Source organism: Hydrogenophaga sp., from assembly GCF_041633695.1.
Lineage (GTDB): Bacteria > Pseudomonadota > Gammaproteobacteria > Burkholderiales > Burkholderiaceae_C > Hydrogenophaga.
In genome coordinates this window covers 1-14,391 of record NZ_JBFJMY010000066.1, presented here as the reverse complement: position 1 = coordinate 14,391, position 14,391 = coordinate 1, and the positions used below count along the sequence as shown (strand labels likewise).

Here is a 14,391-nt window from a genome sequence, read left to right as displayed (position 1 = left end):
CGGTTCCGAATTGACCAGCGCGACGATGAAGTCCGCCGTTTGCTGGGTGGTCGACCCCTGCGACAGCTGGCTGGGCAGATTGAGGCGGTTGGACAAGCGCAGGCCCTGGGCATGGGCGGCAGCGCCCCAGACCGTACTGGCGCAAATCAGGCAGACACCGACCAGGCGCAGACGGGTCGTGGCGGGAACACGCAAGACGGGGAAACGATCAGTCATATTGTTGGAACCGGCTGGGCGGGTTGATTTCTTCACGCAGGTACTGGTAGCGGGGAATGTTGTCTCTGAGCGACTGCAGCGGGCTGGTGCCAATGCGGGTAAAGCCATTGAACTCCAACTGGAACAAAATGCGCTGGCTGGCGGTGGTGGTGCTGGTCTGCAAACGCTCGATCACGGTGCGCCCTATCCAGCACCCACCATCGTACTCAAAGCCGGCGACCAGATCGACCACCTTGCGATCGGGCACGCTGTAGTTGATGCGGCCCACGCTGTACCACTGCCCCGTGGTGCTGCGTTCCTGCTTGGAGCCGCCCCAGAGATCGGCCAGCGGCCATTGCCAGGCGATGTCGAACTGCTCGCTGGAGCCGCGTTGCAAGCGGTAGGCCGCGCTCAGCACCCGGTACTTGCCCGGCTGGTAGCGCCCGCTCAAGGTGGTGCGCACCGACTGGTGGTTCTCGGGGCTGTACTGCACGTTGGCCTCAAAGGCCCAGCGCGGATCCCAGTGGATGCTGGCGCCCAACAGCAGATCGCTCAGACGCTCGGTGACCGGATCACCACCCGCCAGGCCGGTGGCATTGGGCAAGACCACGTTTTGGTCGCGCAGCAAATAACGCTGTGCCAGGCTGAGCCGGACCACCTCGGCCCCGGTATCGGGCTGCAACAGGCGCGAACTCACACCCACCGTGAGTGCGCGGGTGTCGGAAATGCGGTCGTTGCCACCGAACACGTTTTCGCTGTAAATGGAGGCGAAGTTGAAGTCGTTGGCCGCCGAGTCGTAGTTGGGCAGCAAAGACTGGTCGCGAAACGGCGTGTAAGTGAAGAACGCGCGCGGCTCCAAAGTCTGGCGGAAGCTGCGCCCGAAGAACACGGCGTCGCGCTCGAACAGCAAGCCGCTGTCCAGGCTGAAGCTGGGCAGCACGCGCGAGACCGAGCGCTGCCCGTTCGCCAGTGCGGTGTCCAAGTTGTATTGGGTCGCGTGCAGTTGCGCGCGCGGTTTGACATACCAACCCGGCTGCTGCCAGCGGCGGCTGATTTCGGCCATGGCCAAGGCGCGCGCGCCGTTGGTCTGTCCGGTCAGGGCTGGGTCCGATTCGAAGCGCGTGTAGTCGGTGGTGACCGACCAATCCCATCCCGGCGTGCCCGCCAGGGTCTGGTTGCTTTGCGCGTAGCGCAGACCCACCGATGGCAGGCGGTCGTACGGGGGCACAATCGGCGCGTCCACATCCTGCAACGTCTGCCAACGGTAGACACCGGCATTCACCGACCAGGGGCCGCGCGCAAAGTTCAGCACGGCGTCGCTGGCGAGCAGGCGCGAGGTGAGCGAGGTGCTGGTGCGCGGAAAGTCGCGCCAGTAGTTGTCGTCGCTGACCCGGTTGAGGTTGAGCCGCAAACCGGTCGACACGTCGGCGCCCAGCCATTGCAGGCCCGGCGTGTTGCTCAGCGACTGGTTGTGCTGCACAGCGTAGCCCCAGCGGTCGGCGTTGCGCAGGCTGTCGTTGGGCATGTAGGCCGCACGCAGCTGCCCGTTGTATTGCGGTTGCAGATACCGGAACTCACCCGCCAGATCCAGGCCCCGCTTGCTCATGACCGTGGGGTAGAGCGTGGCATCGAAATGGGGTGCCAGATTCAGGTAATACGGCAGCGTGACTTCCAGGCCACTCACGTTGTCCAGGTTGATGGTCGGGGGCAGGACCCCGGACTTGCGCTTGTCGGTGAGCGGAAAACTCAGATAGGGCGCACCCAGAATCGGCACGCCCTGGAATTCGAGCACACCACCGGTGGCAATGCCCACTTCTTCGATGTTGTCGATTTCCAGCTTGGACGCCCGCACCATCCAGGCCGGCATCCAGTCCGCGCCGGGCGTGCGTGCACAAGTGGAATAGCGCGCGTCGTAGGCCACGGCCTTGTCCTGGCCCAGAAAGTCCACCCGGCTGGCATCGCCCAGACCACCGTTTTGCAGCAGCGAAAAACGGGGCTCGGTGAAGCGCCCCTGCATGCTGTCCACGTTGATCTGCAGCTCGGGGCCTTCAAACCGGTCGCCGTTGCGGTTGATCAGCACCTGCCCCTTGGCATGGGCCTCCTGGCTGCGCTGATCAAATTCCAGTTGATCCGCCCGGATCACCATGTCGTGGCGCCGCAACTCGGCCGCGCCCTCCACCGTGGTGACGCCATCGGTCTGGCCGCGCATGCGCTCGCCCGAGACAAAACTGGGCGCATCCGACCGCTGCTGGGCGGGCAGGCTTTCGAGCAAGATCGAACTGGGCTTGAGCTGCAAATACGGCTCCACCGGAATCGCCTCGTCGCCCGACTGCGCGCGCGCCAGGTGGGGCGCCGCCAGGGCCGCAGCCGCCAACAAGGCGCACAAGCTGTGCACCGCGCGTGCCAGGGGCGCGTGCGCAAACCCCAGCACGGGCTGAAGGGATCGGGCGGACGGCGCGCCACGGGCAATGGCGTGGGGCGCGGAAATGCGGCGGTTCAAATCGGTCGGCGAGCCCTTGCGGGCCTTTCGGGATGGTCGGTCGGACCCGTGCCAGGATGCTTGGCGCGGGCGGCGGCCTGTGGGTTTGTAGAATTGACTGGATTATCCTATGCGACCCGCAGGCCCCACCATCTGTGGGCCACCGCGCTCGCACCACCCACTCCGATGCTGCCCGACAGCCATCGTTCCACCGTGAATCCATCTGCCCCCGCGCCGTCCACCCCCGTGACCTGGCCCAGCGCCGAACGCCAAGCCGCGTTCCAGATGTGGCTACAAGGGCTTACCGCCTCGCACGGCCTGCTGGCGCACACGCTGCGCCCCGCTTCTGCCGACGCCAGTTTCCGGCGCTATCTGCGTGTGTCCACCAGCGGCGGCGACAGCCGCATCATCATGGACGCGCCGCCCGAGCTGGAAAACTGCAAACCTTTCGTGCAGGTGGCGCAGTTGATGCAAGACGCCGGGCTGCTGGTGCCGCAAATCCTGGCCTGGGACGAACCGCACGGCTTCATGCTGCTGCCCGACCTGGGTCAGCACACCATGATGGAGCAGATGCAGCCAGAGAATCCCGCCGCCAACCACACGCGCTACCTGCAAGCGGTCGACACACTGCTGGCCTGGCAGCTGGCCTCCAAACCCGGCGTGCTGCCGGCCTACGACGAGCCGCTGCTGCGCCGCGAACTGCAACTGTTCCCCGACTGGTACCTGCAACAGCACAAAGGCCTGACGCTCAACGGCAAAGACGCGGAAACCGTGCAAAAGGCTTTCGACACCATCGTGCGCCACAACCTGAACGCGCCCAGCGTCTACGTGCACCGGGACTTCATGCCGCGCAATTTGATGGTTCCCGCACAGCCTGGAACCACCCCCGCACAGCAGCTCGGCGTGCTCGACTTCCAGGACGCCGTCTACGGCCCCATCAGCTACGACATCGCCAGCCTCATGCGCGACGCCTTCCTGAGTTGGGAAGAAGACTTCGTCCTCGAAATCACCATCCGCTACTGGGAAAAGGCGCGCAAGGCCGGTTTGATGGACTTTGAAGACTGGCACAGCGATTTCGGCGCCTTCTACCGCGCGGTGGAGTGGATGGGTCTGCAGCGGCATTTGAAGGTGGCCGGCATCTTCGCCCGCCTCACCCTGCGCGACGGCAAGCCCAAGTACCTGGCCGACGCACCGCGCTTCATTCACTACATCCGCAACGCTTGCGGGCGCTACCGCGAACTGGGGCCTTTGCTGCGTTTGATCGACGAGGTCGAGGGCCTGCAGGCCGCCTCGGGCTACGCCTTCGGCCGGGTCTGAAGCGGGATTCCACACATGCCCCGCTTCCACTGCCCCGTGCCGCTCGCCATCGGCCTCGAACTGGACTTGCCCGCCACGGCGGCCAGACACGTGCAGGTGCTGCGCCTGCAACCGGGCGCCACGATCACGCTCTTCAACGGCGAAGGCGGCGAACACACCGCCACCATCTTGCGCATGGGCCGCTCAGACGTGGCCGTGCGCGTCGACGCCCACCACGCCATCGAACGCGAACCGTTGCGCGCCGTCCACCTGGCGGTCGGCATGCCGGCCAACGACCGCATGGACTGGTTGGTGGAAAAGGCCACCGAACTCGGCGTGGCCAGCATCCAGCCCCTGCACACCGCGCACAGCGTGCTGCGCCTCTCCGGCGAGCGCGCCACCAAGAAGCAGGCGCACTGGCAGTCGGTGGCGGTAGCGGCCTGTGAGCAGTGCGGTGGGAACCGGGTGCCGGTGGTGCACGCCGTGAAAGAGCTGGGCGCCTGGCTCAAATCGCTGCCGACAAATGGTGGCACCGCGCCCGGGCTGCACGGCGTGCTGTCGCTGGCCGAAGGCACGCAGCCGCTGGCCGCGGCGCTGGGCGCGCAAGCCGCCGACACACCGGTGTGTTTTCTCAGCGGACCCGAAGGTGGTCTATCGCCCACCGAAGACGCCCAGGCACGTGCGGCGGGCTTTGTGCCGGTGACGCTGGGACCGCGCGTGCTGCGCGCCGAGACCGCTGCGTTGGCTGCGTCCTTGGCGGCGCTAGGCCAGTAGGCTAGGCACCCCGACGCAATCGGTGTTACGCCGCCGGGCCACGCCAAGCGCCAACAGCGCAGCACCCAGCAACAGCGCCGTGCCCGGCTCCGACACCGGCTGCACAAGCTGCCATGCGCCGGTGAAGAACGGCCGGTGCTCGTTACCGAAAGTCATGTAGGGGCCGTCGGAGTTGATGTAGCCCGACCAAAGCCCCGTGCTGGAAGCGGTCATGAACACGTTGTCGTTCGACGTGTCCAGCCGCAGCAGGCCGCTCAGCAAAGCCGCCACACCCAGATCGGCCTCGACGTTGCAGCGGTAGCTGGATCGGCACATGCCTTGCGCCAAATCTGTCTGCAGATCCCAGGCGGAGGCATCGAGCGACTGAAAGCCGGCGTTGAAGTCGCGCACTTTGGTGAACACGTCCGGATAGTGGTCGAACCCGGTGGTGATGGCGATCTGGGCATGGCCGTCTTGCACCGCCTGCGCCGTCAGCTCCAGCGTCAGACTTTCGAGCTTGCTGGTGAAAAACGCCTGCTCGGCGCCGCACTCGGTGGTGAAGCAGTTGTAGCTGTCCACGGTAAAGCCATAGGTCCATGCCGGGGTGGCCTGCGCCGACACCGACAGCAGCCCGCCCGCGAGAACGGCGAGCCCCTTTTTGAACATCTTTTGCATACGCACAACCCCTCTCACTGGTGTCCGGTTTTTGGATAGCCCAGCATAGGTGCGCAGGCACGTGCGCGTCATCCCATCGCGGAGGTAGTGCGGCCCAAACAAGGGGTTGGACCGGACACGGTCGGGTATCAGCGTGGATCGGCTGCGGTACGCTTGTCCAGCGTTTTGAACATCACCAAGGCGTCCACAAAACCCCGTGTCGGGTGGCGAAACGCACCCGGCAAACGGCCCACCACGGCAAAGCCCAGGTGCTGCCACAGGCGCACCGCGCGCTCGTTGGTGGCCACCACCAGGTTGAATTGCATGGCACGAAAACCCAGGTCGAGCGCCTGCGCCTGTGAATGCAAACACATGGCCGTGGCCAAGCCCTGGCCTTGCGCGGCGGGCGCCACCACGTAACCACAGTTGCAGACATGACCGCCCAGGCCGGGCTGGTTGGGTTTGAGGGTGTAGGTGCCCAGGATCTGCCCCGCGTCGTCGCAGGCCACATAGGTGGCAGCGGGCGATGTGATCCAGGCGTGGTAGATCTCGGCCTCCGTGCTGTCGGGTGCATAGGCATAGGTGTCGCCCGACGCAAAGGTGTTGCGCAACAAGGCCCAGATCTCGGGCCAGTCGGCGGCTTGAAAACGGCGGATGGTGGTCATGGCAGCGCGGGTTCTGGCAAATGGAAAGCCCAACGGCAGCGCTTGCTGGTCGCAAGCGCTGCGCTGGAGCACCAGTTTAAGGTGCCACCGTGCGCAGCATCCGACCCAGTCGCACCAGCACCGACGCCACCCAGGTGTGGCCGCTCACCAGCACGATGCCCAGCAAAACGGGCAAGGCCCCGATCAGAAAACTGGGTTCAATGCGCTCGTGCAACAGCCAGGCACCGAGCAAGATGCCGAACAACGGCGTGAGAAAAGAAAACACGCCCAGGCGAGAAGCCAGGTACTGGCGCAACAGCCAGAACCAGACCAGAAAGCTCGCGAACGACACAACCAGCGAGTGGAAGGCCAGGCTGGCCCAGACCCGTGGTGTGGGATTGAAGTGGGCCTCGCCGGTCCACCACGACAAAGCAGTGAGCAACACGAAGGCGCCCAGCAATTGGTACATCAGCGTTTGCGAGGCCGGTGCCCGCGCCAGGCAAGAGCCACGGATCACCACCGTGGTGGCGCCCCAAACGGCGCCCGCCAGCAGGCCCAGAAAATCGCCCCAAAGCACGTTGCCCGGCGCGGGTGCCGCGCCCGCAGCGCGGCCCAGGAAAGCGATCGCAATACCGCCGAACGCCAGGAAAATGCCCAGCCACTGCAAAGGGGCCAGACGCTCGGCCTGCAAGGTCAGGTGCAAGCCCAAAGCGGCGAAGATGGGCGAGGTGTACAGAAACACCACCATGTGCGAAGCGCTGGTGTGGCGCAGGCCCTCGGCCACCAGAAAAAACTCCAGCGCAAACAACAGGCCTGCGATCATCCCGGGCCCGGCCGTGCCGTCGGTGAAGCGCATGCGCTCACCACGCCAGCGCATGAACAAACCCACCAGCACGGCGGCCACACCCGAGCGCAGCGCGATCTGAAACACCGGGGCGATGTCCTCGGCCGTGCTCTTGAGCACGATCTGCTGCAGCGCCCAGACCAGGCAGAGCAACAACATGAGGCCGACGGCGGTGGCATCGAGCGGTTTGCGGGCATCCATGGCAAAAAATCCAATTGCAAAGAAGAAGCCCTGGATTGTGGAACTGCCCTGCACGATGGATATAGTGCGAAACCGACAATCCATAGCCGCTGCCTGCCAGGGCGGCAAATACCTTGCCCAACACAGCGCCATGCCTATCCTGAAACCCAAGCTGGAGGTCCCGATCACCAGCGCGGACCTGCCCGTACCGGTGATGTTTCGCAGCGCGGTCACGCCCGCGCAAGGCGTGTACCCGCACCACCAACACGCCTGGGGCGAGTTCGTCTACGCCTTCAGCGGCGTGATGGAGGTGAAGCTGAAGGACCACCACTACCTGGCGCCACCCCAGTACGGCGTGTGGCTGCCGCCGCGCGTGGAACATGTGGGCTTGAACCGGCAAGAATCGCACCATTGTTCGCTGTACGTGTCGCCCACGGCCTGCGGCGTATTGCCGGCCAGCGCTTGCGCGCTGACGGTGAGCCCCCTGGTGCGTGCGCTGCTGGAGCAGCTGCGCGACCACCCGCCCGCGCAACCACCCAGCGCAGAGGAAGCGCGGTTGCTGCAGGTGCTGCTCGACCAACTGGCCGCCGCACCCTGCAACAACAGCTACCTGCCGCATTCCGACGACCCCCTGCTTGGGCCGGTGTTGCAGGCGCTGGAGACCGATCCGGCCGACAACCGCACCCTCGCCGAACTCGCTCAGACTCTGGCGCACACCACCGAACGCACGCTGGCGCGGCGCTGCCAGCGCGACCTGGGCATGAGCCTGGCCGAGTGGCGCCAGCGCCTGCGTGTGGTGCGCGCCTTGCCCATGCTGGAGGCGGGCCACAAGGTGGAGGCCATCGCACTCGATCTGGGCTACGGCAGCGCCTCGGCCTTCATCGCCATGTTTCGCCGGATGATGCGGGTGACACCCGACGAATTTCGGCGCGGCACGGTGGGCGGTGGCGGAGCCGCCCGGGACCACTGGTAGCGGGTTTTGTGAGCGACCTCGCTAGCGACTGCCGAAAAATGCCCATACCGTTTCGTTGGCGGATAGCGCGTCCGATCCGACCCGACCACCACGCGGCTTGGTACCGCCCGGCCAGGAATGCCCGCCGGTCTCGGTGACGCAGAGTTGCACCTCGGTTCCACCCGCACAGCCTGAGTGCACCTCGCAGTAAGCACCCGGCAGCTGTAGCACGCGCCGGGTCGGTGCGCTGCAGGCATTGAGCTTCACCCATTTCGCCACCGTGTCGGGCACCGAGACGAAATCGGCGTGGGTATTGGACGCGCTGCCGGAGCCGCCGTTGAACAGCACGCGGTCGTCGTCTTTGGCGTGTATGTGCAGCACCGAGATGGGCTTTGAGGGCGTGCAGTTCAAAGTGCCATCGGTGCCCGCCACCGAGGCAATGGCTTTGAAGGTGTCGGCCATTTCGCAGGCCAGGCGGTAGCTGAGCATGCCGCCGTTGGACATGCCGGTGGCGAAGATGCGTGCTTTGTCGATGTTCAGCCGTTGCTGCACATCGGCCAGCACGGCGCGCACAAAACCCACGTCGTCAATCTGCTCGTCGCGCGCCTTGCCGCAGCAGATGCCGGCGTTCCAGGTGGCGAGCTTGCCCGAGCGCAGGCGGCTATGGCCATTGGGGAACAGGATCACATAGCCACTGCGCTCAGACTGGGTGATGAGCCCGTAGTAGCGGTCCTCGGCCTGGATGTCCATGTTGCCTCCGCCACCGTGAAAGGCCATCACCAGTGGCGCTGCGGCACGGGCAGGCGCATAGCCGGTGGGCACGTGCACCCGGTATTTCCGCTCCTGATTCTGGTGGCGCAGGACGAAGGTGTAGTCACCGGGTTGGGTGATGGCCTCGGTCGGTAGGGGTGGAGCCACCGCACGGTCCAGCAGCCGATCGCGCAGGCGCTGGATGGGCCGGGCATCGTTCGCCGCCTGCGCCCAAGCAGGTAGAGGCGGCCAAGTGGCGACCACCAGCAGCAGCAAGCCCAAGCCGCGCAGGGCTGACCCCCATCGGTGGTTCACAACGAGGCGACCTGTGGCCGCACCCGGCATGCTGCGCTTCCCCTGGGCACCGCTTCGCGCTACTTGTGCGCGATGGGCTTGTCGGTGAACAGAAAGTCTTTCAGCTCGTGCGAAAACCGAGGGTCCTTGCGGCGGATCCACTCCAGCACCATGGCCGCGTGTTCTTTCTCTTCGTCGCGGTTGTGCTCCAGGATGGCCTTGAGCTCGGGATCTTTGCAGGCGTCTGCGCGCTGGTTGTACCAATCAACCGCCTCCAGCTCTTCCATCAGCGAGACGATGGCGCGGTGCATGTCGCGGGTTTCATTTGACAGTTCTTCGATGGGTTCGTGGTAACCAACACTGGACATGATTGACTCCTGTGAAATTGCGGGAAGAAACCAACCCCTTTGTACCAAATGCCGGCGACAGGTGAACGGATCCCGGATCACATGCCGTTCGCTGGCGGCGCCATGCGCGTTGTTTGCCCTGTATAAACAGCGCCTTATGAATAAAAACCTCTGGCTGCTGGCCGCCGCGCAAGGCCTGTTTCTCACCAACAACGTGGTCTTCATCGCGATCAACGGGCTGGTGGGCCTGTCGCTGGCGCCGCTGGGCTGGATGGCGACCCTACCGGTGATGGGCTATGTGGTGGGCGGTGCGCTGTCCACGCCGCTGGTGGCGCGTACCCAGAGCCGGTGGGGGCGCAAGGCTTCGTTCCAGATCGGCTTGCTGGTGGCCTTGCTCTCGGCGCTGCTGTGCTACTGGGCCGCGCTCGACAAGAATTTCTGGCTGCTGGTGAGCGCCACCGTGATCGCGGGCTATTACAGCGCCAATGGCCAGCTCTACCGTTTTGCGGCGGCCGAACTGGCCGCGCCGGATTACCGCGAAAAAGCGGTGTCGCTGGTGCTGGCGGGCGGCTTGATCGGCGCGGTGCTGGGGCCCAACCTGGCCAGCCGCACGCGCAATGTGCTGGAGGTGCCCTTTGCGGGCGCCTACCTGGCGCTGGCGGTGGTCGCTCTGATCTCGATGGCGATCATGGCCTTCCTGCGGTTTCCACCGCTGCCTCCCAAGCAGGACAACGCGGACAAGGGCCGCCCGCTGTCGGTGATCATGCGCCAGCCGGTGTTCATGGTGGCCGCAGGCGCGGCAGCGCTGAGCTATGGCGTGATGAACCTGTTGATGGCGGCCACGCCACTGGCCATGTAAGTGTGCGGTTTTCCCTTTGACGATGCGGCCCTGGTGCTGGAGTGGCACGTGATCGGCATGTTCGCGCCCGGCTTCTTCACCGGCCACCTGATCAAACGCTTTGGCACACTCACCATCATGGGCGTGGGCGTGCTGCTCAACCTGGCGTGTGTGGCGATTGCGCTCACAGGTGTGGAGCTCCATCAATTTCTGGTGGCGCTCTTTTTATTGGGTGTGGGCTGGAATTTCCTCTTCACCGGCAGCACCACACTGTCGCTCCAAGCCTACAGGCCTGAGGAAAAAGACCGCGCACAGGCCGCCATCAATTTTTTTGTTTTCGCCACCATGGCGCTCACTTCCTTCGCATCCGGCGCCCTGGTCACCACTCGGGGATGGCAGTGGTTGAACCTGGGTTCACTGGTGCCCGTGGTGCTCACCGGACTGGCCTTGTTATGGCTTGCGTGGGTGCGGCGGCAGGCTCAGAATGTCCGCTGAACCGCGACACACCCGTCTGCGGGGCATAGGCGTTGCACCACCTTCACGGTGGTGCCACCCAGCCATTTGAAGCAAGGGATTGGATATGGGACTGTTGGACTCTTTGATCGGTGCGGCCACGCAAGGCGGCTCGGGTGGCCAAGGCCATGGCTCTGCGAGCGCCAACACGGGTGGCATCGATCCACAAATGCTCATGGGACTGGTGAGTGCTTTGCTCAACAGCTCGGGCGGTGTCTCGGGCCTGCTGGCCAAGCTGCAAGCCGGCGGGTTGGGCGAGGCCGCTCAATCCTGGGTCGGCACGGGCACCAACCAGCCGGTTTCTGCCGACCAGCTGGGCAGCGCGCTCGGCCCGGACCTGATGGGCATGGTGGCCCGTCAACTCGGCGGCAACAACGAACAGGCCTCCGGGGCGCTGGCCGATTTGCTGCCGGGCCTGATCGACAAGCTCACACCCCAGGGCCAAGTGCCCGCCGACAACGGCACGGGCGATCTGGGGGCCTTGTTGGGTGGCGGTGGGAACGCCGGTGATTTGATGGGCATGCTGGGCGGTCTGCTGCAAAGGCGCTGAGCGGCGCTTGCCACTGCACCGCCTCAGGCCGGTGCGTGTTGCGCGAGCCAGCCCTTCAAGCAGGCAAAGACCTGTGAAGCGTCGGCTTCGTTGAAGATCTCGTGGTACAGGTCTTCGAAACAGCGGTTGCTCACCATATCGGGTGGTGCGGCCTGTGCAAACGCCCGACTGCCCTCTGCCCGCACCAGTTTGTCCGCACCCGCGTACATCAGCAAGGTGGGCACGCGCCAGCGGGGTGCGGCCGCCAGAATGCGGGGGCCATTGCTGTCGATGAAGCGCGCCAGCCGCGCCGAGATGCGGTCGTGCACCCGCCGATCGTTCTGATAGGCCTGCACCACCGCCGGATCGTGTGAAATCCGGCGCGCATTCAAGCCATTGGACAGGGTGAAATTGGGCGCAATGCGGTTGAGCGCGGCGATCAGCTGCTTTTGCAACAGCCCAATGCCCGCATCCAGCGCGGGCGACGACAGCACCAATGCGTCCACCGGCGCGATCTTGCGCTGAACAAAACTGGCCGCCACCAGGCCACCCATGCTGTGGCCCAGCAGGATCAGCGGGCAGGCCCAAGCTTGGGCCAGGTGGCGGCGCGTATCGTCCAGCACTTCGTCCAGATCGAGCAGCAAGGCATCGTCTTCGCTGAGCACGCCGCGCGCACCACCCGAATCACCATGCCCGCGCTGGTCGTAGGCGCGCACCACAAAGCCCCAATCGTTCAGGCGGCGTGCCACTGGGTCGTAGCGCCAGGCGTGCTCACCCAGACCGTGCACGATCAGCACCACGCCGCGCGGACGCTGGCGCTTGGGCAGGGGCCAGTCGTACACGGCCAGGTTCAAGCCGTCGCGCAGGGTAAACGGAGCTTGGCTGGTATCCGTCATAAAAAAACTTTCAGCGCCTGGCGGCGGTCTCTCTTCAGGGCACACGCACCAGCACCTGGGCCACAGCGGCGGTGAGGCGTTGCGCGTAATCGAGGTGCAGGAATTCGTTGGGGCCGTGCGCATTGCTGCGCGGGCCCAACACGCCGCACACCATCATCTGGGCCTTGGGAAAGCCTTGGCTCAGCAGGCTCATGAGCGGAATGGTCCCGCCCTGTCCGATGGTGCCGCAGGCGGCGCCAAAGTGTGCCTGCGAGGCGTCTTGCAAGGCCTGCTCAAACCAGGGCGCTGTGCTGGGCGCGTTCCAGCCACTGGCCGAGCCTTCGCCTTCAAATGTCACCTTGGCCTGGTAGGGCGCGTTGTCCTCCAGCAAGGCCTTGAGCGCCTGCACCGCCGACGCCGCGTCCACCAGCGGCGGCAGGCGCAGGCTGAGCTTGAAGGCGGTGTAGGGCCGCAGCACGTTGCCCGCGTTGCGCATCTCGGGGAATCCGTCGGCACCGGTCACGCTCAGCGTGGGGCGCCAGGTGCGGTTGAGCAAAGCCTCGACCGGATCGGTGGTGGTGGGCAGGGCGAACACGCTGGAGCCACCGCAGTCGTGGTGCGCCCAGGGAAAACGCTTGTACAGTTCGTCGCCCAGGATGGCGGCGGTGGCCTGGGCCTGGGCCACCCGTTCGGCCGGCACTTCGCAATGGAAGCTGGCGGGCAGCAGGCGGCCAGTGGCGCTGTCCTCCAGCCGGTCGAGCACCTGGCGCATGATGCGAAAGCTCGACGGCACCAGGCCCGACGCATCGCCCGAATGGATGCCTTCGGTCAGCACCTCGACCTTGAGCACGCCGCTGGCCATGCCGCGCAGGCTGGTGGTGAGCCAGAGCTGGTCGTAGTTGCCGGCGCCACTGTCCAGGCAGACCACCAGGCCCACATCGCCCAGGCGGGGACGCAGGGCATCGACGTAGGGCAGCAGGTCGTGTGAGCCGCTTTCTTCGCAGGTTTCGATCAGGCCCACGATGCGCGGGTGCGCCGCGCCCTGCGCCTGAATCGCCTGCACCGCAGCAATGCTCGCGTACACCGCATAACCGTCGTCGGCACCGCCGCGCCCGTAGAGCTTGCCGTCGTCGATCTTGGGCGTCCAGGGTCCAAGGTCGCTGCGCCAGCCGGTGAATTCGGGTTGTTTGTCGAGGTGGCCATACATCAGCACGGTCTGGCCCGAGGTGGGTGCGGGCGTACCGTCCCGACCGGCGCTGGCGGGCAGCTCAAAGAAGAGGACCGGCGTGCGCGGCCGCCCTTGGGCGTCATCGAGCCGGATCACCTCCAGTGTCAGCCCCGGCACTTTTTGCGCCGCCACCCAATCGGCGGCGTTTTGCAGCACGCGCTCCAGCAGGCCGCGGCTGGCCCAGTCGGGGTCGAAAGCGGGCGACTTGGCCGGCACTTCGATGTAGCGCTGCAATTCGGGCACGATGCGCTCGCGCCAGGCGGCACCCGTGTGCATGGCCAGGGCGGCGGGATTCAATGAGGGCAAGGGCAGTCGGGCGTTCACGGCAGACATCTCCAGAACCGTCTGCACCTGCCGGGCCAGTCGCCACGGAGTAGGCATCGGGTTGTTGTGTTGCCAAGTATAGGCAGGCGCCGCCCCTGCGCGCAGGCTTCTAGACCACCGCAGCTCAGGTCTTGACCGTGGTGGACCGTGTGTGGTGATGAAACGCCAGTACCACCTCGGTCAGGCGCGCGGCCTGTTCGCGCAAGCGCTGGGCGGCCACGGCGCTCTGGTCCACCAGCGTGGCGTTTTGCTGGGTCATCTGGTCCAGCTGGTTGACCGCCTGGTTGACCTGGCCCACGCCCTGGGACTGTTGGGTAGCGGCCACGGTGATGTCCCGGATATAGGCCGAGACCTTTTCTGCGTTGGCCACGATCTCGCCGATGGTGCTGCCGGCATCGGCCACCAGGCGCGATCCCATCTTCACTTTGTCGACACTGCTGTTGATCAGGTCCTTGATTTCCTTGGCCGCCTGGGCGCTGCGCTGGGCCAGGCTGCGCACTTCGCTGGCCACCACCGCAAAACCCCGGCCCTGCTCGCCGGCGCGCGCCGCCTCCACCGCCGCGTTGAGCGCCAGGAGGTTGGTCTGGAAAGCGATGCCGTCGATCACGCCGATGATGTCGCTGATCTTCTTGCTGCTGTGGTTGATCTCGTCCATGGTCGTCACCACCTGGCCCACCACTTCGCCGCCGCGCGTGG

At 65.5% G+C, this 14,391-nt stretch carries 13 protein-coding genes and 2 pseudogenes; 5 read left to right on the top strand and 10 right to left on the bottom strand.

From position 1 onward, the window contains the following. Both ABYB95_RS06200 and ABYB95_RS06195 read right to left on the bottom strand, forming a co-directional pair. Positions 1-216 (bottom strand): annotated as a pseudogene (locus ABYB95_RS06200) (hypothetical protein); the annotation flags it as partial. Continuing rightward, positions 209-2,626 (bottom strand): LPS-assembly protein LptD, encoded by a 2,418-nt coding sequence (locus ABYB95_RS06195; RefSeq protein ID WP_372657594.1) that lies wholly within the window; start codon positions 2,624-2,626, stop codon positions 209-211. The pseudogene ABYB95_RS06200 and the gene ABYB95_RS06195, both read right to left, overlap by 8 nt. A gap of 234 nt (positions 2,627-2,860) precedes the next feature. Between ABYB95_RS06195 and ABYB95_RS06190 the strand changes: the two genes are divergently transcribed. Continuing rightward, on the top strand, positions 2,861-3,991 hold the full coding sequence (locus ABYB95_RS06190; RefSeq protein WP_372657592.1) for an aminoglycoside phosphotransferase family protein: 1,131 nt from the start codon (positions 2,861-2,863) through the stop codon (positions 3,989-3,991). Between the two features lie 15 nt (positions 3,992-4,006). Continuing rightward, the gene (locus tag ABYB95_RS06185) at positions 4,007-4,744 is read left to right on the top strand and encodes a 16S rRNA (uracil(1498)-N(3))-methyltransferase (RefSeq protein WP_372657591.1); all 738 of its coding nucleotides are present in this window, start codon (positions 4,007-4,009) and stop codon (positions 4,742-4,744) included. Here ABYB95_RS06185 and ABYB95_RS06180 read toward each other — a convergent pair. The 3 genes from ABYB95_RS06180 to ABYB95_RS06170 form a co-directional block, all read right to left on the bottom strand. Further along, positions 4,733-5,398 carry a PEP-CTERM sorting domain-containing protein gene (locus ABYB95_RS06180; protein WP_372657590.1) on the bottom strand — a complete coding sequence of 222 codons (666 nt, stop codon included), beginning with the start codon at positions 5,396-5,398 and terminating at the stop codon, positions 4,733-4,735. The genes ABYB95_RS06185 and ABYB95_RS06180 overlap by 12 nt on opposite strands. Before the next feature lie 128 nt (positions 5,399-5,526). Further along, positions 5,527-6,042, bottom strand: a complete 516-nt coding sequence (locus tag ABYB95_RS06175) for an N-acetyltransferase family protein (RefSeq protein ID WP_372657589.1) — start codon at positions 6,040-6,042, stop codon at positions 5,527-5,529. A 76-nt stretch (positions 6,043-6,118) separates the two neighbouring features. Next, entirely contained in the window at positions 6,119-7,066 is a 948-nt protein-coding gene (locus ABYB95_RS06170) for a DMT family transporter (RefSeq protein WP_372657588.1), read from the bottom strand. A gap of 130 nt (positions 7,067-7,196) precedes the next feature. On the opposite strand from ABYB95_RS06170, the gene ABYB95_RS06165 reads away from it, so the two are divergent. After that, a complete protein-coding gene (locus ABYB95_RS06165; RefSeq protein ID WP_372657586.1) occupies positions 7,197-8,018 on the top strand; it encodes a helix-turn-helix domain-containing protein in 822 nt (273 codons plus the stop codon). A 21-nt stretch (positions 8,019-8,039) separates the two neighbouring features. On the opposite strand, the gene ABYB95_RS06160 is transcribed toward ABYB95_RS06165, so the two are convergent. After that, a complete protein-coding gene (locus ABYB95_RS06160) occupies positions 8,040-9,062 on the bottom strand; it encodes a PHB depolymerase family esterase (protein ID WP_372657585.1) in 1,023 nt (340 codons plus the stop codon). 59 nt (positions 9,063-9,121) lie between these two features. After that, positions 9,122-9,409, bottom strand: coding sequence for an encapsulin-associated ferritin-like protein (locus tag ABYB95_RS06155; protein WP_372657584.1), 288 nt, complete (start codon positions 9,407-9,409; stop codon positions 9,122-9,124). A 136-nt stretch (positions 9,410-9,545) separates the two neighbouring features. Between ABYB95_RS06155 and ABYB95_RS06150 the strand changes: the two are divergent. After that, positions 9,546-10,721, top strand: a pseudogene (locus tag ABYB95_RS06150) (MFS transporter). Between the two features lie 85 nt (positions 10,722-10,806). Further along, the gene (locus tag ABYB95_RS06145; protein WP_372657583.1) at positions 10,807-11,289 is read left to right on the top strand and encodes a YidB family protein; all 483 of its coding nucleotides are present in this window, start codon (positions 10,807-10,809) and stop codon (positions 11,287-11,289) included. Positions 11,290-11,312: 23 nt separating this feature from the next. Here the strand turns inward: ABYB95_RS06145 and ABYB95_RS06140 are convergent, their stop codons facing one another. The 3 genes from ABYB95_RS06140 to ABYB95_RS06130 form a co-directional block, all read right to left on the bottom strand. Continuing rightward, entirely contained in the window at positions 11,313-12,164 is an 852-nt protein-coding gene (locus ABYB95_RS06140; RefSeq protein ID WP_372657582.1) for a lysophospholipase, read from the bottom strand. 34 nt (positions 12,165-12,198) lie between these two features. Next, positions 12,199-13,647 (bottom strand): M20 family metallopeptidase, encoded by a 1,449-nt coding sequence (locus ABYB95_RS06135; RefSeq protein WP_372657593.1) that lies wholly within the window; start codon positions 13,645-13,647, stop codon positions 12,199-12,201. 172 nt (positions 13,648-13,819) lie between these two features. After that, a partial coding sequence (locus ABYB95_RS06130; protein ID WP_372657581.1) for a methyl-accepting chemotaxis protein occupies positions 13,820-14,391 on the bottom strand: 572 nt, incomplete at its 5' end.